Source organism: Enterococcus sp. DIV0167, assembly GCF_050541555.1.
Classification (GTDB): Bacteria; Bacillota; Bacilli; order Lactobacillales; family Enterococcaceae; genus Enterococcus; species Enterococcus faecalis.
Map to the genome: position 1 here is coordinate 2282501 of NZ_CP172933.1, position 24007 is coordinate 2306507.

The 24007-nt window shown below is 38.1% G+C and carries 24 protein-coding genes and 1 rRNA gene (1 of these 25 only partly in view); 3 read left to right on the plus strand and 22 right to left on the minus strand.

The features are described 5' to 3' along the window. From IGM09_RS10910 to IGM09_RS10925, 4 genes are all read right to left on the minus strand, one after another. Positions 1-1468: ribosomal RNA gene (locus IGM09_RS10910) — 16S ribosomal RNA — on the minus strand; it reaches 93 nt to the left of the window's first position. Between the two features lie 434 nt (positions 1469-1902). Further along, a complete protein-coding gene (locus IGM09_RS10915) occupies positions 1903-2151 on the minus strand; it encodes a hypothetical protein (protein ID WP_002392518.1) in 249 nt (82 codons plus the stop codon). After that, the gene (locus IGM09_RS10920) at positions 2135-2506 is read right to left on the minus strand and encodes a hypothetical protein (RefSeq protein ID WP_002385270.1); all 372 of its coding nucleotides are present in this window, start codon (positions 2504-2506) and stop codon (positions 2135-2137) included. Before IGM09_RS10920 ends, IGM09_RS10915 begins: the two co-directional genes overlap by 17 nt. Before the next feature lie 64 nt (positions 2507-2570). Then, the gene (locus IGM09_RS10925; protein WP_002365178.1) at positions 2571-2939 is read right to left on the minus strand and encodes a CvfD/Ygs/GSP13 family RNA-binding post-transcriptional regulator; all 369 of its coding nucleotides are present in this window, start codon (positions 2937-2939) and stop codon (positions 2571-2573) included. A 183-nt stretch (positions 2940-3122) separates the two neighbouring features. Here IGM09_RS10925 and IGM09_RS10930 point away from each other — a divergent pair, with 183 nt between their 5' ends. Further along, positions 3123-4289, plus strand: coding sequence for a MalY/PatB family protein (locus IGM09_RS10930; RefSeq protein WP_002368299.1), 1167 nt, complete (start codon positions 3123-3125; stop codon positions 4287-4289). A gap of 33 nt (positions 4290-4322) precedes the next feature. Here the strand turns inward: IGM09_RS10930 and IGM09_RS10935 are convergent, their stop codons facing one another. After that, positions 4323-4529 carry a DUF3955 domain-containing protein gene (locus IGM09_RS10935; protein WP_002355151.1) on the minus strand — a complete coding sequence of 69 codons (207 nt, stop codon included), beginning with the start codon at positions 4527-4529 and terminating at the stop codon, positions 4323-4325. Positions 4530-4693: 164 nt separating this feature from the next. Then, on the minus strand, positions 4694-5284 hold the full coding sequence (locus IGM09_RS10940) for a peptidylprolyl isomerase (RefSeq protein ID WP_002355150.1): 591 nt from the start codon (positions 5282-5284) through the stop codon (positions 4694-4696). Between the two features lie 204 nt (positions 5285-5488). Here IGM09_RS10940 and IGM09_RS10945 point away from each other — a divergent pair, with 204 nt between their 5' ends. Together IGM09_RS10945 and IGM09_RS10950 are read left to right on the plus strand one after the other, a co-directional pair. Next, positions 5489-6499 carry an NAD(P)/FAD-dependent oxidoreductase gene (locus IGM09_RS10945; RefSeq protein WP_033625126.1) on the plus strand — a complete coding sequence of 337 codons (1011 nt, stop codon included), beginning with the start codon at positions 5489-5491 and terminating at the stop codon, positions 6497-6499. Between the two features lie 148 nt (positions 6500-6647). Further along, on the plus strand, positions 6648-7610 hold the full coding sequence (locus IGM09_RS10950) for a phosphoglycerate dehydrogenase (RefSeq protein ID WP_010707121.1): 963 nt from the start codon (positions 6648-6650) through the stop codon (positions 7608-7610). Positions 7611-7674: 64 nt separating this feature from the next. On the opposite strand, the gene IGM09_RS10955 is transcribed toward IGM09_RS10950, so the two are convergent. The 16 genes from IGM09_RS10955 to wecB form a co-directional block, all read right to left on the minus strand. Continuing rightward, on the minus strand, positions 7675-9228 hold the full coding sequence (locus tag IGM09_RS10955; RefSeq protein ID WP_033625127.1) for a bifunctional metallophosphatase/5'-nucleotidase: 1554 nt from the start codon (positions 9226-9228) through the stop codon (positions 7675-7677). Between the two features lie 97 nt (positions 9229-9325). Further along, complete coding sequence (locus IGM09_RS10960; RefSeq protein ID WP_002359172.1) at positions 9326-10606, minus strand: extracellular solute-binding protein; 1281 nt, start codon at positions 10604-10606, stop codon at positions 9326-9328. A 23-nt stretch (positions 10607-10629) separates the two neighbouring features. Then, positions 10630-11919 (minus strand): MBL fold metallo-hydrolase, encoded by a 1290-nt coding sequence (locus IGM09_RS10965; RefSeq protein ID WP_002359171.1) that lies wholly within the window; start codon positions 11917-11919, stop codon positions 10630-10632. Next, positions 11903-12721, minus strand: coding sequence for a carbohydrate ABC transporter permease (locus IGM09_RS10970; RefSeq protein WP_002355144.1), 819 nt, complete (start codon positions 12719-12721; stop codon positions 11903-11905). The genes IGM09_RS10965 and IGM09_RS10970 overlap by 17 nt, the downstream gene beginning before the upstream one ends. A gap of 4 nt (positions 12722-12725) precedes the next feature. After that, positions 12726-13601 (minus strand): carbohydrate ABC transporter permease, encoded by an 876-nt coding sequence (locus tag IGM09_RS10975; protein WP_002355143.1) that lies wholly within the window; start codon positions 13599-13601, stop codon positions 12726-12728. After that, positions 13601-14734: an ABC transporter ATP-binding protein gene (locus IGM09_RS10980; protein ID WP_002385276.1), complete on the minus strand. Its 1134-nt coding sequence runs from the start codon at positions 14732-14734 to the stop codon at positions 13601-13603. The genes IGM09_RS10975 and IGM09_RS10980 overlap by 1 nt, the downstream gene beginning before the upstream one ends. A gap of 146 nt (positions 14735-14880) precedes the next feature. Beyond that, entirely contained in the window at positions 14881-15819 is a 939-nt protein-coding gene (locus IGM09_RS10985; protein WP_010707118.1) for a glycosyltransferase family 2 protein, read from the minus strand. A gap of 207 nt (positions 15820-16026) precedes the next feature. Further along, positions 16027-16356, minus strand: a complete 330-nt coding sequence (locus IGM09_RS10990; RefSeq protein ID WP_016616794.1) for a HesB/YadR/YfhF family protein — start codon at positions 16354-16356, stop codon at positions 16027-16029. Positions 16357-16410: 54 nt separating this feature from the next. Next, positions 16411-17076: a potassium channel family protein gene (locus IGM09_RS10995; protein WP_002355139.1), complete on the minus strand. Its 666-nt coding sequence runs from the start codon at positions 17074-17076 to the stop codon at positions 16411-16413. A 103-nt stretch (positions 17077-17179) separates the two neighbouring features. Further along, the gene (locus IGM09_RS11000; RefSeq protein WP_002355137.1) at positions 17180-17812 is read right to left on the minus strand and encodes a response regulator; all 633 of its coding nucleotides are present in this window, start codon (positions 17810-17812) and stop codon (positions 17180-17182) included. After that, positions 17787-18890 carry a sensor histidine kinase gene (locus IGM09_RS11005; RefSeq protein WP_002365182.1) on the minus strand — a complete coding sequence of 368 codons (1104 nt, stop codon included), beginning with the start codon at positions 18888-18890 and terminating at the stop codon, positions 17787-17789. The genes IGM09_RS11000 and IGM09_RS11005 overlap by 26 nt, the downstream gene beginning before the upstream one ends. After that, positions 18887-19618: a cell wall-active antibiotics response protein LiaF gene (gene liaF, locus IGM09_RS11010; RefSeq protein WP_002381168.1), complete on the minus strand. Its 732-nt coding sequence runs from the start codon at positions 19616-19618 to the stop codon at positions 18887-18889. The genes IGM09_RS11005 and liaF overlap by 4 nt, the downstream gene beginning before the upstream one ends. A 150-nt stretch (positions 19619-19768) precedes the next feature. Further along, complete coding sequence (gene greA, locus IGM09_RS11015) at positions 19769-20248, minus strand: transcription elongation factor GreA (RefSeq protein WP_002355133.1); 480 nt, start codon at positions 20246-20248, stop codon at positions 19769-19771. 260 nt (positions 20249-20508) lie between these two features. Then, positions 20509-21894 carry an endolytic transglycosylase MltG gene (mltG, locus tag IGM09_RS11020; RefSeq protein ID WP_002415850.1) on the minus strand — a complete coding sequence of 462 codons (1386 nt, stop codon included), beginning with the start codon at positions 21892-21894 and terminating at the stop codon, positions 20509-20511. A 207-nt stretch (positions 21895-22101) separates the two neighbouring features. Next, on the minus strand, positions 22102-22779 hold the full coding sequence (locus IGM09_RS11025) for an HAD family hydrolase (RefSeq protein ID WP_025192103.1): 678 nt from the start codon (positions 22777-22779) through the stop codon (positions 22102-22104). Between the two features lie 75 nt (positions 22780-22854). After that, positions 22855-24006, minus strand: a complete 1152-nt coding sequence (gene wecB, locus IGM09_RS11030; RefSeq protein ID WP_002385282.1) for a non-hydrolyzing UDP-N-acetylglucosamine 2-epimerase — start codon at positions 24004-24006, stop codon at positions 22855-22857. Position 24007: the final 1 nt, after the last annotated feature.

Here is a 24007-nt window from a genome sequence, read left to right on the forward strand (position 1 = left end):
AGGTTACCTCACCGACTTCGGGTGTTACAAACTCTCGTGGTGTGACGGGCGGTGTGTACAAGGCCCGGGAACGTATTCACCGCGGCGTGCTGATCCGCGATTACTAGCGATTCCGGCTTCATGCAGGCGAGTTGCAGCCTGCAATCCGAACTGAGAGAAGCTTTAAGAGATTTGCATGACCTCGCGGTCTAGCGACTCGTTGTACTTCCCATTGTAGCACGTGTGTAGCCCAGGTCATAAGGGGCATGATGATTTGACGTCATCCCCACCTTCCTCCAGTTTGTCACCGGCAGTCTCGCTAGAGTGCCCAACTAAATGATGGCAACTAACAATAAGGGTTGCGCTCGTTGCGGGACTTAACCCAACATCTCACGACACGAGCTGACGACAACCATGCACCACCTGTCACTTTGTCCCCGAAGGGAAAGCTCTATCTCTAGAGTGGTCAAAGGATGTCAAGACCTGGTAAGGTTCTTCGCGTTGCTTCGAATTAAACCACATGCTCCACCGCTTGTGCGGGCCCCCGTCAATTCCTTTGAGTTTCAACCTTGCGGTCGTACTCCCCAGGCGGAGTGCTTAATGCGTTTGCTGCAGCACTGAAGGGCGGAAACCCTCCAACACTTAGCACTCATCGTTTACGGCGTGGACTACCAGGGTATCTAATCCTGTTTGCTCCCCACGCTTTCGAGCCTCAGCGTCAGTTACAGACCAGAGAGCCGCCTTCGCCACTGGTGTTCCTCCATATATCTACGCATTTCACCGCTACACATGGAATTCCACTCTCCTCTTCTGCACTCAAGTCTCCCAGTTTCCAATGACCCTCCCCGGTTGAGCCGGGGGCTTTCACATCAGACTTAAGAAACCGCCTGCGCTCGCTTTACGCCCAATAAATCCGGACAACGCTTGCCACCTACGTATTACCGCGGCTGCTGGCACGTAGTTAGCCGTGGCTTTCTGGTTAGATACCGTCAGGGGACGTTCAGTTACTAACGTCCTTGTTCTTCTCTAACAACAGAGTTTTACGATCCGAAAACCTTCTTCACTCACGCGGCGTTGCTCGGTCAGACTTTCGTCCATTGCCGAAGATTCCCTACTGCTGCCTCCCGTAGGAGTCTGGGCCGTGTCTCAGTCCCAGTGTGGCCGATCACCCTCTCAGGTCGGCTATGCATCGTGGCCTTGGTGAGCCGTTACCTCACCAACTAGCTAATGCACCGCGGGTCCATCCATCAGCGACACCCGAAAGCGCCTTTCACTCTTATGCCATGCGGCATAAACTGTTATGCGGTATTAGCACCTGTTTCCAAGTGTTATCCCCCTCTGATGGGTAGGTTACCCACGTGTTACTCACCCGTCCGCCACTCCTCTTTCCAATTGAGTGCAAGCACTCGGGAGGAAAGAAGCGTTCGACTTGCATGTATTAGGCACGCCGCCAGCGTTCGTCCTGAGCCAGGATCAAACTCTCATAATAAAAGTTAGAACAATCTTGCGATTGTTAAGCTCAATTTGTTTGCTAGCATATTGCTTGCTTGTTAAAAATGTTTGTTGTCTTGAATTGAATCAAGACGCCCTACACATTTGGTTCGTCTATTCTTTGTTCAGTTTTCAAAGGTCTACGTTACCTCGCAGCAACTTTTATATCATAACAAACTTTCGTTTGAATGTCAAGAACTTTTTTGAAAAAGTTTTTTTAAGTTGTTTTGCTTGGTTGTTGTTGTCTGTTGTGACAACTTCTATATCTTATCATCTCGTTTGTTATTTGTCAACAACTTTTTTGTTGTTTCTTCAAACTTTTTTCGAGAGATTTGAAATCAAGAATTGTTATTTAATTATTGATTTCTGAATCGCTCAGCTGTGTGACTCGCCTTGCGACATGTAATAATATATCAAGATTTTGATGTTTGGTCAACACTTTTTTTCAAAAAAATTAAAAGAAGTTTTCAATCTGTTTTCATTCTTTTCAATTATTTCGTTTTTAAACTTTTTAAATCCTAATTGTCTATCAAAACAGTTTAATTCCTTACTAAAAATCGAACAATTTGAATCATATATTTGAAATAGTTCGATTAACTTTTTTACGTACAACATAAAAAAAGAAAGAATCTGTTCGATTATCGACAGATTCTTTCTTTTTTGTTTAAAACATTGGGACACCTTCAATATGATATTTTGACCAAATCGTTTTTAATTCTGCAGGTGCTACCCATGTATAGTCTTTATCCATTTCATTTTTAAGTGCTTGTTCATCCATCTCGAAGACAAACAGCGGAACATTTTCTTTATTGATATGCGCGTTAGTTAATTCTACTAAGCTAATTGAAGTAACGTCCAATTGAACCTCTTCTTTGAACCATTGTAGCATACTAGCTAAACCCGTCATCTCATCAGAAACTTTTGCCATCGCAAACTCAATCGCTTCACCTATTGGATGCATCAAAAATTTTTTACTACCATCGTTTAAGTTCAGTATGATTGTTCCAGCGACTTTTTTGTTAGACACGACATCCACCTCAATTAATTTTTAGATTCACTAACAAAAGAAATTGTAACACACTTTCTGAAAAAATACAGAATTATTTTTCAAGCAACTTATCCATTGCTTCATCAATCCATTCTGGAAGTTCTTTGTCTAAGGTTGCAAAGCCAATTTTTTTATTCTTATCCGTAAAATATTTTTTGCGTCGATGGTTCACTGAATGAACTTTGTCTTCAAGGGTTCGTAAAGATAAGCTAATCTTTTGAGAATATTCATCAACATCAATAACTTGAACGGTTACTTTTTGTCCAACGGTTAAGAGTCCATGGATATTTTTAGTAAAGCCAGCTTGTACTTCCGAAACATGAATCAGTCCTTGTGTTTCTTCGTCTAAAGAAACAAATGCGCCATATGGTTGAAGTCCGGTAATTGTGCCAGAAAGTACCATACCAATTTTGTACTTCATCAAATTTCCTCTTTTCATACGATAAATTTCTTTTTCCGTTTCTACTCATTTAAAATAATAGCATTTTTTCAACGTTTGTGCATTATTTCTTCCCTAGTTGTTAAAACTATTGTTTCATCTTTTAAGCAAAATCTACTATACTATAGGAAGTAAGACTTTATATAGAAGAAAAGGAGTTATCTTATGTTTAATTTTAATGAAACCATTGATCGTCGCCACACGAATTGTGTTAAATGGGACACCGTTGAAACGAGTTACCACGAAAAAGATTTACTACCTTTATGGGTTGCTGATATGGATTTCAAAGTGCATCAGCCTATTCTTGATGCTTTGTCACAAGTTATTGAACAGGGCATTCTAGGATATGCGATTGCACCTAATGAACTGTATCAAGCAATTCAAGATTGGCAACGGCAACACCATCAATTGATTGTTGAAAAAGAAGAAATTTTGTTTAATAGTGGCGTGGTACCCAGTTTGGCCACAGCCGTTCAAGCGTATACAGCACCTGCTGATTCTGTCATGATTTGCGATCCAGTCTACCCCCCTTTTGCAGATGTGGTAAAACAAAATGAGCGTAGACTTGTGCGCCATTCTTTACTAGAAGTTAACGGACATTATGAAGTTGATTTGGTTAAAATGGAACAACAGATAATCGAAGAAAAGGTGAAACTGTTACTTTTTTGTAATCCCCATAATCCTGGTGGACGTGTTTGGACAAAAGAAGAATTGCTAGCAATTGGCCGTTTATGCCAAAAACACCAAGTAACTGTGGTTAGCGATGAAATTCATCAGGATTTGATTTTCAAACCGCATACCTTCACTTCCTTCACTGTCGCTGATGAAGCATTTAAGGAATTCACTGTTACCTTAACCGCGGCAACGAAAACCTTTAATTTAGCGGGGATTAAAAATTCAATGCTGTTCATTCCTAATGAAAAACTACGGCAATCTTTCGTATCTTTACAAGACAAAAATCATCAAGGCGGTATCAATACTTTTGGCTACGTGGGAACGGCAGCTGCCTATCAAACAGGGGAAGAATGGCTAACGGCGTTACTGGATTATTTAAAAGAAAATATTGATTTTGCCCTTTCCTTTTTCCGTGAAGAGATGCCTAGCGTTCGTGTAATGGAGCCTGAAGGAACCTATCTTTTATGGTTAGACTTTAGTTCTTATTCGCTAACGGATCGGGAACTTCGCGATACCTTAATTCATAAGGGGAAAGTGGTTCTAAATCCAGGAATTAGTTTTGGTCCCCAAGGTTCTCAACACATGCGTTTAAACTTAGCTTGTTCAAAAGAAACTCTCGAAGAAGGCCTTTTACGTATCAAAAAAGCCTTTAATTAAAAACAGCTGTCCTAGTTTTTAGGACAGCTGTTTTTAATTCTTTCTTTTGCGTTTAGCTAAATAAACTCTGACGAACCAGATACCTGAAAATAGAAGTAAAATTTCTCCAATTATGATTGTATAAAATCCTGGTTCATGAACGATTCCTTGCTGATCTACATACGTAAAAAACGTTCCTATAAATGGGAGTATTACTGCAAACAAAGCCAAGGCCATTGGATATCTGTATTTTTCTAACAAATTTGCTTCCTCTCCTTCTATTCTTTCACTCAGTATCCTATAAAGACTTCATTAAAAGAAGCGATTTGGACGCTTTTAAAAAAAAGTTAGTCGTTTTAAGAAAAAAATAAAGAGTACCAACGAATTTGTCCCTCGTTGGTACTCTCTTTTTCAATTGGTTAAACTTATTCACCAATGATTTCAACTGTGTCCATCACGACGTCAAATGTTGGACGGTCTTGGGCATCCCGTTGGACTCCACCAATTTCATCCACTACATCCATACCATCAACCACATGACCAAAAACAGTATGACGGAAGTCTAACCAAGGTGTTCCGCCTTGTTTGTAAGCTTCAATAATTTCTTCTGGAAAACCAGCATCTTCTAACTGACTCATCATTTGAGCTGGAACATTTTGATTAGTAACAACAAAGAATTGGCTGCCATTTGTGTTAGGACCAGCATTTGCCATTGACAATGCGCCACGCAAATTGAAAACATCCCGAGAAAATTCATCCTCAAATGCTTCTCCATAAATACTTTCGCCGCCCATTCCTGTTCCGGTTGGGTCACCGCCTTGAATCATAAAATCAGGAATCACACGATGGAAAATAACGCCATCATAGTAGCCCTTTTTCGCTAATTCAACAAAATTTTTAACCGTTTTAGGCGCTTGTTCTGGGAATAATTGAACAGTGATGTCGCCTCGGTTTGTTTTAATGACAGCTTTTGGGCCTTTAGCATTTTCTAAATCTAATTGTGGAAATTGTGACATGAGAATGTCCTCCTAGATAATTATTTTATAGTTCCATCATATCGAAAAATGCTGAAAATTGCTATGATCTTTTTCCAATGATTAAAGAATGCTTTGATTCGTTAGCCAAACTTGCTTTTTTCGAAAAGCCGTGCTATTTTGTGAAGTGTTCGCAAAACGATCAATAGTTGTCTCAACCCTAAATGAATTAGGAGGAATTTTCAAATGTCTGATGAAAAAGATATTTATGATTTAACGATTATCGGCGGCGGTCCTGTTGGATTATTTGCCGCTTTTTATGCGGGAATTCGTAAAGCGAAAACGAAAATCATTGATAGCCTGCCACAATTAGGTGGTCAGCTAACAATGCTGTATCCCGAAAAATATATTTATGATATTCCTGGATTCCCTGCTATTAAAGCCGGTGAGTTAATTGCCAATTTGGAAAAACAGATGCAGCCATTTCAGCACGATGTTTGCTTGGAAGAAGAGGTCACACACCTTGCACAGGGAGCAGATGGACTTTTGCGCTTAGACACAACTAAAGGCACACATTATTCTAAAACGGTTATCTTTGCGATTGGTAACGGCGCTTTCCAACCTCGACGTTTAGCTATCGAAAATGTTGAAGCCTTTGAAGGTGAGTCAATCCATTATTATGTGACTGACATGAAAAAATTCGCTGGCAAAAAAGTTGCGATTGCTGGTGGCGGCGATTCCGCAATTGATTGGGCTTTAATGCTAGAAAACGTTGCAGAAGAAGTATCTATTATCCATCGTCGCCCACAATTTCGCGGCCACGAACATAGCGTGGAACAACTGGAAAAATCTAGCGTTTCTATCAGAACTCCTTATATCATTAGTGATATTTTAAAGGAAAATGAAACGTTCACAGGCATCCAATTAACGGAGACAAAAGGTGACCAAACATTGGATCTCCCTCTGGATGATTTAATTATCAATTATGGCTTCACTTCTTCTTTAACACACCTCAAAGAATGGGGATTAGACGTTTCTAGAAATGCTATTAATGTTCATTCCGATATGTCAACTAACATTCCTGGTGTATACGCTGTAGGGGATATCTGTTCCTATGAGGGAAAAGTGAAATTAATCGCTACAGGATTTGGTGAGGCACCTACTGCCGTAAATAATGCTTTACATTACTTACGGCCCGATGCTCGACGTCAACCAGTTCATAGTACAAGTTTATTTGAAAACGGCGTACCTAAATAAGGTTAGCACTGGACTTTAGCAGTTTTTAAGCCAAGGACAAAAATCTAAATCGGATTTTTGTCCTTGGTTTTCTGCTTTACTGAAAAGCCTTTCTTTTTCTCTTTTAAATTTATTTTTGATACAATAAAAAGTGCTAGGAGGAAGAAAGATGAACCAACCAATTATTTATTTAAATGAAGTATTCAACGAAGAACAACTGGAACAAGTGAAAGCTGTGGCACCCAATTATCTAGTTAAAACATCTACCGATTATTTATCCTCTGCTGAAGAAGAGGCCATCGAAATTATGTTAGGCTGGCATAAAGAAATTGGTCCGCGTTTATTAGCCTCTGATACTAGTCACCTAAAATGGATTCAGCTCATTTCTGCTGGTGCTGATTATATGGATTTTGATAAATTAAGAGAAAAGGGCATTCTGTTGTCTAATGGTAGCGGAATCCATAGTGTTTCTATCTCAGAACATGTTTTAGGCGTTTTATTAGCACATACCCGCGGACTGCAAGAAAGTATCCAACAACAAATGCAACACACATGGAATCAAACAGCCCCTTCCTATCAACAACTTTCTGGGCAAAAAATGTTAATCGTAGGCACCGGGCAAATCGGACAACAATTAGCTAAATTTGCTAAAGGTTTAAATCTTCAAGTTTATGGCGTGAATACCTCTGGACATGTGACGGAAGGCTTCATTGAATGCTATTCACAGAAGAATATGAGTAAAATTATCCATGAAATGTCCATTGTTGTGAACATTCTTCCTTTGACTGAAACAACAAAACATTTATACAATCAGGCACTTTTTGAAAAAATGGCTCCTGAAACAATTTTCGTAAATGTTGGTCGCGGCGCCTCAGTAGCAACGAACGATTTGATAACTGCCTTAAACAATAAAACCATTGCTTTTGCTGCCTTAGATGTCTTTGAAGAAGAACCTCTTCCCGAAGATAGCCCTTTATGGGAGATGAAGAATGTTTTATTAACACCTCATATTTCTGGCATGACACCGAAGTTCAAATCAAAATTACTGGCGATTTTTATTCCAAACTTAAATCAATTTGTGACGGATCAGACCCTCGTCAAAAACCAAGTTTCCTTAAAAAAAGGCTATTAACTCAAAAAAGGCCTTCAACCATCTTTCAAGTAATTGCATGGTTGAAGGCTTTTTTTGCTATTTTTTACCAGATAACCTTGAAGTTATCATTTGTCGACGCTTGAATGATTGGATGTTTTTTTAAATATTCTGCAATCAGTTCCGTCATATCAATTTGGATTTCTCGAATAATTTTTTCAGGTTGGAACATTTGATAGTTTCCGCCACCGACTGCACGGTATTGATTTGTCACGATTTCCAAAACATCTTCTGCTTGCACTGCATTACCATGATAATTAAGTTTCGTCACTCTTTCACCAAACGGTTGTCTTAAATCAAGCGTATACTCAATGCCTTCATACATATCATAATTATAGTATTGTGGTTTTGGATCAACATATTTCGGGTTAAAAATTGGTTGGCCTTTTTCTAACACAAAATAAGTAGCGCTTTGTTCTAACGCTTCACGGAGGTCTTGTCCAGTGACACGCAATACAGCCAAGGTATTTGGATAAATATAGTTAGTAATGATATCGCGCATCGTAATTTGGTTATTAAACCCTTTGCCTTCATTGTTAAAAAGTGCAGTCCCTGAAATATCCGTTCCGCTTGAAGCCATTTGGACGTTATTAATAAATTCTATATATGGATGTTCTTTGAGGCGTACGGCATTCGGATTTTGAATCGTCATATCCCCTTCCACATTTCCCACTGGTTGGTCAAGCCACTCTTCTACCTCGTCATGTAACGCTGTTGTCAAAGCTAAAACTTCTGTATCTGGTTGTTCGTTTCCAACAGGATGAATAGCTGCGTCACTTCCAATAACGCGATAGCCTTTAGCCATAGGTTCAATTTCTAAAGTAATTTCTCCAACGAAAGCTCCTCGAAAACCTGGTTGAATCACAGGTATTCCATTCAGTTTTGTAGCAATTTCTCGATGTTGGTGACCAGTGACTAAGGCATCAATCCCAGGAACTTTTTCCAATAAATCGTAGCCTTCATTTTCTCCTGTTAGTAATTCCGTGGGTTCCCCTGTTTCTAAATCTTTTTCAAAACCGCCATGGTAAGCGACAACAACTAGGTCCGCTTCTTCCCGCAGTTTTGGCACGTATTCCGCCGCTGTTTCAACGACACTTTTAAACGTTAAATCTTTGACTGTTGCCGGCTGTTCCCAATGAGGAATATATTGAGTCGTCACGCCAAGGATGGCTACTTTAACCCCTTGTTTTTCTATGATGACATACGGCTGACCGAAATAAGGTTGTCCATCTTTACCAAGAATATTGGCAGCTAAAACTGGCTGTTGATAACTGGCAATTGTTTCCTTTAAATAATCTAATCCGTAATTAAATTCGTGGTTACCTAAAATGCTAACATCATAATTCATTTGATTAATGATTTTAGTGATGGCTTCCACTGAATGTGTTTCTGCTTTTCTTACGTAGTAACTAAGCGGCGAACCTTGAATAAAATCCCCATTTTCAATTTGAAAAACTGGTCCTTTGGCAGACGCCCGTAACTTTTTCAGCATGGTTGCTGCTTTTGCGGTTCCAAAAGGTAAATCCATCTTTTTTTCACTATAACTTGTTGGCATAATGTACCCATGCATATCACTTGTTGCTAAAATTTTTATTTGCATTTTGTTTCTCTCCTTCTTCCGCCCAAAAGAACAGGAAGGTTAGAACACGAGCCATAACGACTCAGATCCCAACCTCCCACGTCTGTTTATTTATTGATTATTGGTTCCATGCTTGTTCAAATTGTGATGTTGCATCTTTCAATAATTTTTTCGTGTCTTTATTTGATGAAGCAAAAATACTTTCCATAATTGTCCGCATTTCATTATAGGCTGAATCAGCATTTTCTTCTACTGGGATAGCGAATAAATCTTTTACTGCGTTTTCAAGTTGTGCAGGTACTTTGGTTGTCTTAGAGTTTTTGTACTCATCACTGTGTAAAACAGATTCTAAAATTGGCATATAACCTGTTTGTTGTGCCCAGTACAATTGTGAATCAGGAGTAGCTAAGAATTTCATGAATTCAAATGCCGCTGTCCGTTGTTCTGGCGTAGCACTATCGAACATATAAATATCTGTTCCTTGTTGTAAGTTGATTTTTTCAGGACGTGGTGCAACACCGTATTCATAGCCACCAGCTTCAGCATCTTTTTGAACAAAACCAGCACCAGCAATACTACCGACAAACATTGCTACCTTTTTGTTTGCAAATGGGCCAGATAAATATTTATCTGAACCAGCTGTGCGGAAGTAACCTGCTTCGATACCATCACGGTAATAGTCCACGACTTCTTGTGAATCTTTGCTTGTTAAATCTAAATCTTTATTAAAATCAACGCCTTTGTTTTTCATTCCAATTGCGTAATAGTTATTTAACGAGTCAAAACCAGCACCAACGACTTCTTTGTTGGATTTTTCGTAAATTGTTTTAGAAGCTTCTTTTAATTCCTCTAATGTTTTCGGTACTTCAACACCATATTCTTTCAACAAATCAGCATTATAGAATAACATTTCTGTCGATTTATTAAATGGAATGCCGTATTGTTTGCCGTCGATTTTGGCGCCGTCTAACAATACTTCACGAATTGGTTCTGCATCTTTCCAGCCGATTGTGTCATCATCCATATATGGTTTTAAGTCCACTAACATTTCATCTTGTGCAGCATTCCATAACCAGCCTGGGTACGCTTGCGTAATTGTTGGTAAATCTTTTGGTGAAGTTAAAGTCGAATTGATTTTGGCTTGTAAATCAGGGTAAGCAGATTGATTTTGTAATTCCACTTTAATTTTTGGATTTTCTTTCATGAAGTCTTTCGTTAATTTTGTTAACGCTTCTTCTTGAACCCCATTCATTGCATGCCAGAAAGTGATTGTCGTATCTTCCTTCACTTCTTTCACAATATCGTTTGATTCTTTGGCCCCATTACCGTTACCACAAGCCCCCAATGCGAAAATAGCTGCGGTTGCTAACACTGTTGTTGCTAGAGTTTTGAACTTCATTTTTTTCTCTCCCTTAAAAAAATTTATAAAACAATTTGCTCGCCACGTTCTGGCAATATTCTTTCACCATACGGGTTTTCCAGTTTTTCTGGTTTTAACGTATGGATTGGAACCAATACTTGAGGTTCAATCAATGCAATAATTTTATCCAGATCTTCTGGAATTGCATGTCCTGAACAAGCTAAACGGACAAAAGTAATGTCTTTTTTAGCCAACAAATCTAAAAACACGCGATACTGTGGATCAAAGTCCCCTAACGGTTGCGCATCACTGTGAATGTATAAACTACCTTCTTGGAGGTTGTCAAACTGGTTCACAACTTGCCACAAATAGTCTGTTTTGTCCTTTAGTAACGTGTCATACGGGATTTCTAACGCTGGATTCAATTCTGGTATTTTACCAGATTCAGCATAATAATAACGAACTTCTATTCCAAATACTTCAAGTAACAACGCAGCCATATTTGCTTCTAAAACGACTGTACGTGGTGACTTTTCAATAATCTTAGCAAAACGTTCCACGTTTGCTGGATAACCATTAAAGGTAATTTGTCGATTCGGGTTTTCTAGTTCTAAACGAACCAAGTGCTGAACAAGATCTTCTTCACTGACAACCGCTATTTGGGCTGGATCTGGTTCACGTTCTGGGAAGCTAATGCTTACGCCTTCCATCATTAATAATTCAGTATGTTTAGCTTTTTCACAAAAAGCTAAAGTCTCTTCACGATTATGGCCATGTAAGCGCAAATCACCTGTGTATGTGATGAAATGGTCAGGCGTGCGAATCAGTAATGCCGAAGCACCGTACGCATCATGATCAACAGGCACGATTTCCACTGAAATTTCGCCAACTTTAATCACATCGTTTTTATTAAGACCAATCATTTCTCGGGTAAAATTCTTTTCTTCAAACGGTGATGGAATCAAAAAATCACCTTTGCGATTTAAACTATTTAGAATCATCTTCGTTTCTTTTAATGTGTACAACGGAACAGCTGGGTCTAAATAATTAATCATGCGCGAATGATCTAAATGGGCATGAGATAAGAAAACAGCGGTGTGTTGATACTCTTTGTCTTCTGCACCATGATATTCATAACCTAAACGTGGATCATATAAGTCTTTTAATTCTGGCACTAAACGATTATTAATTAAGGTTTCAATGTGATCATCGGGCAAATCTAATTCTGGTCGAAATTCTGTACCAAAATCAAAGAAGATGTGGGCATCTTTATACGCCACTTCAATCACGGTTCCTCCAATTGTTAAAATGCCACTGTGAAAAGTCACAGTTGTTTTAGCCTTTGATTCCATTTTTTGCAACTCCTCTGATAATTTCTTTTCTGAAAATCAAGTAAATAATTAAAATTGGAATAACGGTTAATGTTGCAGCAGCCATTTGCAAATGTACGTCACTACCGCTCTCTGTCGCAAAGGCCGATAGTCCATTATTCAATAGACGGTATTTTTTCTCGTTCGTCACCAACAATGGCCACAAGAAAGAATTCCAACTAGAAATGAATGTTAAAATCCCTACTGTTACCAACGCTGGTTTTGACATTGGTACTAAAATACGCCAAATATATTCTAAATCACTAGCGCCATCAATCTTGGCAGCCTTGTAAAAAGTATCAGGAATACCTTTTAAATACCCGTTTAAATAGTAAATATAAAAAATACTAGTTAAAAATGGAATAATTAAGGCGCTGTAAGTATTTAACAAACCTAATTGCGCAATCGTTTGATAATTGGTAAAAATAATAGATTCATACGGAACCATTAACAACGAAATCATCAAAGCAATGACCACATTTTTAAAACGGAACTTCAAACTCGTTAATGCGAATGAAGCTAACACGGCGGTGACTACCGTAGCAATCGTTGTAACGCCTGAAACAAAGACTGTGTTCAAGAAATACCGAAGAAAGGGTGCTTTTTGAAAGACCTCTGTGTAGTTTTGCCATTGTGGTTGTTTCGGAAACATGGTTGGCGGCATGCTGGTCGCTTCAGAGTAACTCATTAAACCAGCTAAAATCATATAGACAAATGGAAATAACGTAATAACGGCTAAAATGCCTAAGAAAACAAATGCGATAATCGTTAAAACTTTTTTCATTGGCTTATTGCCCCACTTTCTTTAAGAGTTTATTTTGTAAGAAAGTGACCACTAAAATAATCACAAATAAAATCACTGTGGCGGCCATCGCAATTCCGGGACGCCCTGCAATGTGGAATTTGTCATAAATATAGTACACTGCGGTTGTGGCACTGTTGGCAATCCCCGCACGACCACCGAATAAAGCATAAACTTGTGTATAAACTTTAAAGGCGCCAATTAAATTGACCGTTAATAAAAAGGCAATGGTCGGGACTAGCTGCGGAAACGTAATACGTCGGAAAATTTCGCCGTCTGAGGCGCCAAACATTTTTGCAATTTTAAAATGTTCTTCATCAATATTTCTCAAGCCCGCCAACAAAATAATAATATTAAATGCTAAACTCGTCCAAACCCCAAAAATAATCAATGTCGGCATACTCATTTGAACATTATCTAGCCAGTTGACAGAAGGAATGCCGAAAAAGCCTAAGACGTAATTGACAATTCCATAATCGCCATTAAAGAAGTAACGGAAGACAATCCCAATGGCAATCGTACTCGTTACATAAGGCATAAAGAAAATCGTTTCAAAGAAACTCTTATGTTTAACTTTTTCAAAGATAATCCAAGCAATTGCTAGGGAAATTATCAAGGCAATCGGTACCACAGCAAATGCATAGAGCGCTGTATTTTTTAACGCTTTATAGAAGATTGGATCATTCAATACACGTTGATAATTTTCTAAACCAGCGTAGCGTTGGTTAATTAAGGAACCTTTTTGGAAGCTCATCCACAAAGAACGAAACAGCGGATAAACGCTAAACAGTAAAATGATTCCTAATGATGGCAGAAGGAAGAGCCATGCTTTTGGTTGATTTTCTGGATTGTATTTTTTCATTAGTAAACCCGGTCTCCCGCTTCGTTAAAGATAAATACTTTTTTATATGAAAAATCAAAAGATAAAGTGTCTCCTTCTTCAATCGCTTCTTCTACACTTACAATTGATTTCACTTGTTCATTTCCTAATGTAAATCGTAAAATACGTTCTCGACCAATCAATTCCACTAAATCTGTCGTTGTGGTAAAGAGACCTGTTTCAGTTGGTACCACATCTTCTGGACGAGAAGCAAACGTATATTTCCCGTCAGTCATTGGCATTTTAAAGCGTGCTTGCTCAAAACGCTCAAGCGGAATTTCAAAACTTTCGTGGTACATTTTGCCGTCTTTCACTTCAACAGACAATAAATTAATAATTGGGTTACCTATGAACTGAGCAACAAATAAGTTATTTGGTTCTAAGTAAAGGTTTTGAGGTTCATCATTTTGTTGAATAACCCCTTCGTTTAATAAAATAATTTTATCACTGATTGATAGCGCTTCCTCTTGGTCGTGCGTTACAAAGATTGTTGTAATGCCTACTTCTTTCACCAAGCGGCGGATTTCTTCACGAATTTTCAAACGCAAACGTGCATCCAAGTTACTTAAAGGCTCATCTAATAATAAAACATCTGGTTTTTGAACTAACGCCCGGGTAATCGCAACACGCTGTTGTTGACCACCAGAAAGTGTGCCTGGCTTTTTATGGCTTAACTCTTCAATATTCGTTAGTTTCATATATTCTTCGGCAATAGCTTGTGCCTCTGCCTTGGGAACTTTCTTACTTCCTACCGTCAAAGGAAACATTACGTTTTCTAGAACAGTCATATGTGGATATAAGGCATAGTTTTGAAAAACGAACCCGATGTTCCGATCTTTTGGTGCTGTTTTGACAACCGACTGCTGTCGAAACTGAATATCTCCATCACTTGGATGTAATAAACCTGCAATTAAGTTTAAAATTGTGGATTTCCCACACCCACTTGGTCCTAACAAACAAACCAAGTCCCCTTGCTCAATCGTAAAATTGACCGATTTTAACGCTTCAAACCCATTATCGAATACTTTTTTCAAGTCGATAACTTCTATCATGACCCAACCTCCAAAAAAACATTTAATAGCATACCTTTTGATTTTAACATTTATTTCTTGCAACCGCGAGAGCAAAGCTGTTTCATTAAGATAAAAATAGGTAAAGTTAATGTATTTTTTATGTAAAAAATGTTGTTTTTCTGAAAAGTCTATTCACACTTTTTTTAATGCGCAACAAAAAAACAGAGAATTTTTCTCTGCTTTTTTGGTTATTTTTTAGAATCTTTTTCTGATTCCTTTACAATATAAATTGGTCGTTTTTTCGTTTCTAAGAAAATTTTGCCGATATATTTGCCAATAATTCCTAAACATAATAGTTGCAAACCACCTACAAAAAGTACAATACAAACCATTGAAGGCCAGCCGCTTGTTGGATCACCATTAACTAATGTTCGAAAGATAATCACTAACATTGCTAGTGCAGAACCAACACACGAAAAGGCGCCAACGTATGAAGCAATATTCAATGGTGTTTCTGAAAAATTGACAATCCCGTCAATTGAATAACTTAATAGACTCCAGAAAGACCAAGAGGTTTCTCCAGCAATTCGTTCTCGATTTTTAAATTCAATATATTCTGTTTTAAAGCCGACCCAACTAAAAATCCCTTTTGAAAAACGATTATACTCAGATAACTCTAAAATCGCATCGACCATTTGTCGGGTCATGACACGAAAGTCACGGGCACCATCCACCATTTCCGTCTCAGCAATTCGATTAATGAGTTTATAGAACATCCGTGCAAAAAAGCTACGAATGGGCGGTTCGCCGTCTCTTGTTATGCGTCGTGTGCCAACACAATCTAAATCTGTACTGGTTTCAATCATCTCAATCATTTGAGGTAATAACTCAGGCGGGTCTTGTAAATCAACGTCCATGACTGTCACTAAGTCACCTGTTGCTTCTTTTAAACCAGCGTATAAGCCCGCTTCTTTCCCAAAATTTCGTGAAAAAGAAAGATAACGGACCTTCTCTGGATGTTCGCGATAAAGCTGTCTTAAAACAGCTAACGTATTATCTTTTGAGCCATCATTCACAAATATATATTCTACTGAATGAGATAGTTGCTGGCTAATTTTTTCTACTTCTTCAAAAAACAGCGGAATCGCTGCTTCCTCATTATAACAAGGGACAACAATTGATAGCATTTTATTTCCTCCACACTTCAGTTAATTATCATTATACCATATGATAGCCTTATTAAATAACGATATCCAATTAAGAATAGCTTAATTAAATAGAAAGAACCTGAGAAAAAATCCAAAACGATTTTTTCTCAGGTTGACTAGCGGTTAAACGAAAGCAACAGAAATAGTCCTACGCACTACTTCAGCCTCTTTTGTTTAGCACTAAAATTATTTTGTTAAATCTTCTTGGTTTGCTTCAAATTGATAACGCGGTTCATCATTCTTTTCATCATAATCAACAAGCAAATCATACCCTTTAAAGAACCAATCATCTGTTTCTTCAATAAAATAGGTAATCCCATCTAGGTTCTCTTTAATCATTGGCTCATCTGGCGCTTCTACAGACATCGCAATGGAAAAACCATCATGAACAGGTGTTTTTCCATAAATTTTTCCGAAAAAACGAATGCCTGTCTCAGGCTGAACCCCGGTTTCTTCTTTAAACCATTGTTGGGCTTTCGGTGTCACTTCTAATTTCATTCTTTGTTCCTCCTTCACATCTCTGTCGCCATTTATTGTAGCACAGCGCAGTGCTTTTAGAGAATAAAGTGCTTAGCCATTCATTTTTTCATCTAATAAATCAACGTCTGCGGTATCACCGATAACTAATAAATTGTCGTTTTCTCGAACAATTTCAGAAGCATCTGGCGAAGCAATTACTTCTGTTTTCGAGCGGCGAATCGCTACCACAGTTAAACCAAATCGTTGACGGAAATTTAATTCTGCTAAGGTTTTATTGTAAAATTTAGGATTGGTGACCCGAACCTCAGCTAATGAAAATTCGCTAGATAATTCAATATAATCTAAAATATTGCGTGAAACAAGTTTGTGAGCAATTCGAATACCCATATCCCGCTCTGGGTGAACGACCATGTCTGCCCCAATTTTATCTAAGACACGGGCATGATATTCATTGACTGCTTTGGCTAAGACATTGGGAACCCCCATCTCTTTAACCATTAATGTTACTAAAATACTCGCTTGAATATCTTCACCAATTGCCACCACTACGTGATCAAAGTTCCGAATCCCTAAAGAACGCAACGTCATTTCATCTTGAGCGTTAGCCACCACTGCATGCGTTGCAATATTCATATATTCATTGACACGGTCTTCACTGCTGTCAATGGCCAAAACTTCTTGACCAGCTTCCACCAAAGTTTGGCATATGCTGCCGCCAAAACGTCCTAAACCAATAATTGCAAAATTTTGTTTCATTTCTTCTGACCGCTCCTGTCTGTTCGTTAAAATTAGTATAACAAATCCATAAATAAATTCCTAGAAGGATTTCCTAGAATTTATTTATGGATTTATCTGATATTTATTTGGCTAAACCATGTTGAAAAGCATAAATCGCCGCTTGGGTCCGATCATCCACATCTAGTTTTGCTAAAATGTTTGAAACATGTGTTTTAACTGTTTTCAAAGTGATAAAGAGTTCATCAGCTATTTCCTGATTACTTTTACCTTGTGCAATCAACATTAAAATTTCGTGTTCTCGATTTGTCAAATCTTCATGCAACACCGGCTCTTGTTTTTTTGTTAACCGTTCCATCATCTTATGCGTCACTTCAGGTTCCAACACACGCTCTCCGCGATAAGTCGCCCGAATTGCATCAGCAATCTCATGTGCTGTTGATGTTTTTAATAGGTAGCCCGCTGCACCAGCTTCAATCGCCGGATACACTTTTTCATCATCAATAAAACTCGTCACAATAATAATCTTGGCTTCTGGCCAATCTTTCAAGATCGCTTTTGTTGAATCAATGCCGTCCATTTCTTCCATTACCAAATCCATCAAAATAACATCTGGACGTAGTTCCAATGCTTTTTCATAGCCAATCTTACCATTTTCTGCTTCGCCTACGACTTCTATATCCTCTTGAATAGATAAATATGATGAAACGCCTAAACGGACCATTTCATGGTCATCCACTAACATTACTTTGATCACTTGCAGTTTCCTCCTTTATGACAGGAACTTTAATTTCAACGCTGGTTCCCTGCCCTTTAAAACTAATAATTTTAACTGTACCGCCCATGCCGACAACACGTTCTCGGATATTATTTAAGCCATAACTACCGGCTTTATTACTTTGTTCCTTCATATCAAAGCCGACACCGTCATCAACAATACGCAATAACACGTTTTTATCGACTTGGTGTAAGTATACCTCTAATTCCTTTGCTTTGGCATGTCTTAAGGTATTTGAAAGTAACTCCTGCACAATTCGGAAAAGATGATCCTCAATGCTGCTATTTAAATGAACATCTTCAACATCCCAAATCAATTCAATTTTAATTTTTGTTTGTAGTTCTTTCAGTAATTGTTCAATACCTTTACGCAAACTTTTTCCTTCTAGACTGATAGGACGCAAGTGCAATAGTAACGCGCGCATTTCCGATTGGGAGGCATTAATGATTTCTGCCACCATGGCTAGTTGTTTACGATATGGTTCCGGGGTTTCTGTTCGTTGTGCTTGTTCATTTAAGGCAGACAACATCATCATGGCTGCAAAAAGTTGTTGACTGACTGAATCATGCAACTCCCGCGCCAAACGATGCCGCTCGTTCTCTAAAATTTCTTCTTTTGTTTGCCCATCCATTAATTGCGGCCGACTGTTTAATAATTGCAATTCTTTAGACATCTCTAATAATTTATTTTTAATCGACCAAATATCTTGTTCGACTTCGGTTAGATAATGATCTTGATTTTCACTGGTCGTTGGTTTGTTTAAGACTGGACTTTCATAATTACCATTGGCCAATAACCGAAGTTTTTCTTCAATCCGTCCATATTGCCCTTTTTGAACCAATGAAATCAGTAAAAAGGTCAATAAGCCTATTAGTAAGGATATGAGAACAATGTGCACAATTAGTGGTAGATAAAAGACTTTTCTCTGAAGAAGCTCTAATAACCACCGGTTTTGTTTAATCGAATGAAAATATGAAAACAATGTAATTAAGATAACAATAAAGGTGCTAAGGGACGCATATAATGAAATCATGCGTCTTGAAATCCGATCGGTCATACACGGATCACCTCAACATCTCCTACTAAAGTGTTCGTCATAATTTTCAAACGACGAAGATTGGTATCGTAATCATTGCTGTAAATTTTTAATGATTCGTTTTTCAATTGATATTTTTCTTCTTCAAAACGTACCGTTCCGTAAAAAGTTGAATGTTCTAACAAAATAGCTACACCTAACGGCACTAGAATTCGCGTGCGGCCAAAACCTTTACGAATAATAATAATATTGTCTTCTTTCGGTAGTAGCGTATTACCTAAATCAATAATGGTGTCCCCAGAGATTAAATCAATATTGATATCGTCCCATTCATAGATATTGTTACCAATGCGTTCGTTGGCAAACCAGCGGCGTTTAAATCGTTTGCCATTTTTAGGTTCTTTTGCCGCCGTCTCCACCATAATCATTTGTTTTTTTCGCCAAGGTGCTCGCTCAGCTATATCCACGCCTGAAATCTCAAAGCCTTTTAAGCCGATAAAGAGTACGCCAAAAATCAACATAAACCAAACAGCCGTGCTGTTCATTGCACCAATGACAATAAAAACAACGCCGAGGACGAATTGAAAGTTGTTAAAATGTGTTTTAGATGCTTTCCTGGAAACGTAGGCCACAAGTAAAACGCCAATTGTTAATAAAACAGCTAATCCAGGATTATGTACAATTTGCCATAACGCCAGAATAAAAAGTAATGCTTCTGCGACGATAAAAAAGCGCCAAGGGTTATTCATAGATTTGCCTCCTCCCTATGTCATTTATTTTACTCGTTTATTTTATTTAATCATAGTGGTTTGCGCCTCAGGTTACCATAGGACTTTAGCCCTAAATATCTTAGATTGCGAAAGGACAGGCCTTGGAAGCTGCCTGCCCTACTCAATTATTTAGTTTGCTTCAACTTTTGTAATTTTAACTGTCATGTCGCCACCAGGTGTTGCAATAATCACTTGGTCGCCTAATTGTTTACCAATTAAGGCTTGTGCAATCGGTGAATCGTTAGAAATTTTACCAGAAAATGGATCGGCTTCGGCACTTCCTACGATTGTGTATTCCTCTTCTTCTCCATCAGGCAATTCTTGGAAAGTAACTGTTTTACCGATGGAAACTTCGTCTTGGTCCACGCCATCATTATCGATGATTTCTGCAAAACGAATCATATTTTCTAACGTTGTAATACGTCCTTCAACGAAAGCTTGTTCATCTTTAGCTGATTCATACTCTGAGTTCTCTGAAAGATCCCCAAAGCTACGAGCGATTTTAATACGCTCTACGATTTCTTTACGTTTAATTGTTTTTAATTCTTCTAGCTCTTGTTCTAATTTTTCTTTTCCTTCAAGAGTCATTGGATATACTTTTTCTACCATGTTAATTCTCCTTTTTCGCTTAACGATACATAGTTCTTGGTTGGTTATTGAAAAAAATTCCGCTTTCAATCCACAAAAGAGTACCACGCTTTTTCTAAATTGTAAATATAATTATTGAATTTTTGTGATTTTGCTAAATTTTATTTATATAAATTTCTAGTTGCTACTCTTTCCCTCTGTTAAACAGATTACTTTTTGAGTATCTAAAAGCTTGGTGAATCATACAAAATTGATTCACCAAGCTCTTTTATGTTTTCATTTTATTCACTACTTGAATTATTGACATACTGATCTACTAATACTTGATGTTCTTCATATGTTTTTGAGAAGTATACTTTTCCTGTAGAAATATCTGCTACAAAGTATAAATAGTCACTTGGTGTCGGATTCAAGACTGCTTTAATTGACTCCTCACTTGGGCTATCTAATGGTCCTGGTCCATAACCAGTATTTTTATACAAGTTATAAGACGAGTCCACTTCCAAGTCAGCATACGTTACAGTTTCTTTGTGTTCTCCTAGAGCATACAAAATAGAAATATCTGATTGGATCGGCATATCGGCAGCCAAGCGGTTAAAGAATACTTGCGCAATTTGTTTGCGGTCTGCTTCTTTGACTCCTTCTTTTTCAACCAATGAAGCTAACGTTAAGACTTGCTGATTGGTTAAATTCTTTGCATGAATTGTCGGCGTATATTGTTCCATTACTGTGTTCATTTTAGCAACCATCTGTTCGACAAATTCAGGAAGTGTTGCTTTTTTGTAGTAATCATAAGTCGCCGGGAATAAATAGCCTTCTAAGCGATAACGAACACCTTCTGCGGTTGCAGCACTTTCAAGTAAATCAGGATACTTAGCCTTCATTTGATTGAAGAAGTCTTCATTTTTCATTAATGCAATGAAATCTGCTTTCTTGAAATCCGTATTTTTTTCAATAGCTTCGCCAATTTTATCTATATCGTAGCCTTCAGGAATCGTTACTTTGCCATCTGCGATTTTAGTTGGTTCTGGCGTGCCCCCTTCTTTTAGCATTTCACCAATTTCATCGAGTGTCATGCTTGGAGACATTTGATAATAGCCCGCTTGAAAATCTGTTAAGTTTTTAAATTTTACGTAGTAGTTAAAAACCATTCCGCTTTTAATGACGTTGCTTTCTTCTAAAACCGCAGCAATTTGCTTATTAGAAGATCCTTCTGGGATATGCACTTGAACAAGCTTCTTATTGTTCTTGTCTAGTGGTTGTAGCCCAGCGTCTACATATTTATAAAAAGTAAACCCAAAGATTGCCATCATTAAAACCAATACAGAAACTACAATTAACACGATACGACCGACTAAACGATCTTCTTTTTTACGTGTTTGTTTTTTTGTATTTGTTGGCTTTTCGTCTGTTTCAATCGGGGTTGGCTCTTCGACTGTCTGTGTTGTCTTGTCTTTCCCACGTCTTCGAGCAGCTCTAGAACCTGCACGTGTTTGTGTTGTGCGGCTCGCTGTTTCTTGTGATTCATCAGATGAAGGTTGGGGAGACCTATCATTTTTTTCAGAGGAATCAGGTTGATCGCCATCATTTCTACCTTTTAAAGACCCAGTTACTTGATCTCTAAGCGAAGATTTGGGATCTTGGTTATTTTGGTTATCATTAGCCAAAACTAACCCTCCTTACTATTCTATCGTTTATGACTGAAACTATTATACATGAAACCTCTTTAAAATTAAATGTTTTTAATAAAAAGACCGTCATTCCCCGATAAAAAATTCATCATTGACAACGTTTAAAGCCTATGATGGCGCTTTTCTATTGAAACGATAATAAATCTTAAAATCCTCCTAAATTTATCGAAAATCCATTTTCTATTAAGAATTTTGTAGCAAAATAGCACCTAAGCCTTTAGGTGATTGTACTAGGAATGTCGCTCCCGCCTCTTGTAATTCTATTTCTTCACCAAATCCATACAAGACACCTATACTATCTAAGCCATTTTGTTGAGCACCAAGAATGTCATGATTACGATCACCAACCATGATAATCGCTTCTTTGGTTGGGTCTAATTGAGCTTCCGTTAATGCATACTGAATCACATCTGCTTTTTTAGAACGATGACCGTCCATACTCGCTCCATAGATGCCTGTAAAATAACGATCTAAATCAAAATGAGTAATAATCTTTTTTGCAAATTCTTCTGGCTTGGAAGTCGCAATGTATAACTTTGCTCCCGCTTCCTTTAACCTTGTTAGTACCTCTGGGATCCCTGGATACACATGATTTTCAAACATACCTTTTCTCTGATAATACGCTCGATAATGACTCACGGCTTGTTGCGCTGCTTCAGCTGAAGGCGCCATGTGCAAAAACGACTCATATAGAGGCGGCCCTATGAAAGAACGTAACGTCTCCTCGCTAGGAGCTGGCCAGCCTAATTGTTCTGTTGCGTATAAAATAGAACGCATAATGCCGCTACCAGAATCCGTAATTGTGCCATCTAAATCAAATAAAATCGTTTGATACATCTTCACTTCACTACTTTCTAGCATTTTTTTGTCTAATTGATTCTTCAAAATTAAGATACGCAAAAGAAGCACCTTTTCAGCGCTTCTCTGCCTTTTTATTTATTTTGCTGTAAACGTATCTGGTTTTTTATCTGATTGCTGCATTTCATAGGCAATGGCTTCAACGATTCGGCGGCTAGCTTGACCATCCCCATACGGATTTTGTGCATGCGCCATCGCGTGGTAAGCATCAGAATCAGTCAATAATGTTTTCGCCTCTTGATAGACTACTTGTTCGTCTGTACCAACCAATTTCAATGTTCCTGCCGCTACGCCTTCTGGACGTTCCGTTGTATCTCGTAAAACTAAAACTGGCACACCTAAGGAAGGAGCTTCTTCTTGCACACCGCCAGAATCAGTTAAAATTAAAGAACTTTTCGCTGCAAAATTTTGAAAATCTTTGACATCCAATGGTTCAATTAAATGCACACGAGCTAATTCACCTAAGTGTTCCGCTACTATTTCACGGACTTTGGGATTTTTGTGCATAGGGAAAATGACTTCAATTTCTGGATGTTCCATTACAAGTCGACGAACAGCTTTAAACACATTTGCCATTGGCAGGCCTAAATTTTCACGACGATGCATTGTAATTAGCACGATGCGTTGGTCTGTAGGGATTTTTTCCAATAAATCATTTTGATAGTGGGCATCAACGGTGTACGCCATCGCGTCAATCGCTGTATTGCCAGTCACATAAATATGTTCTTCTGGATGATTTTCTTTGATTAAATTGTCCTTACTTTGAGTGGTTGGGGCAAAATAAATATCAGTTAACACGTCTACCAGTTGACGATTCATTTCTTCTGGAAACGGAGAATATTTTTGCCAGGTCCGCAATCCTGCTTCCACATGTCCCACTGGAATCTGTTGATAAAAAGCAGCCAATGCAGCCGCAAATGACGTGGTTGTATCGCCATGAACCAAGACAATATCCGGCTGTTCTGTCACAAGAACCTCAGTTAATAAATTCAAAACACGACTTGTAATATCTGTTAAGGTTTGCCCATCTTTCATGATATTTAAATCATGATTCGGTGTAATTTGAAAATCTTCTAACACTTGATCCAACATTTGGCGATGTTGCGCTGTTACGACTACTACAGAGTCAAATCCTTGACTTTGCTCTTCTAAAACTTTGATTAAGGGCGCCATTTTGATTGCTTCTGGCCGTGTTCCAAAAACCGTCATTACTTTAATTTTCTTCATCATT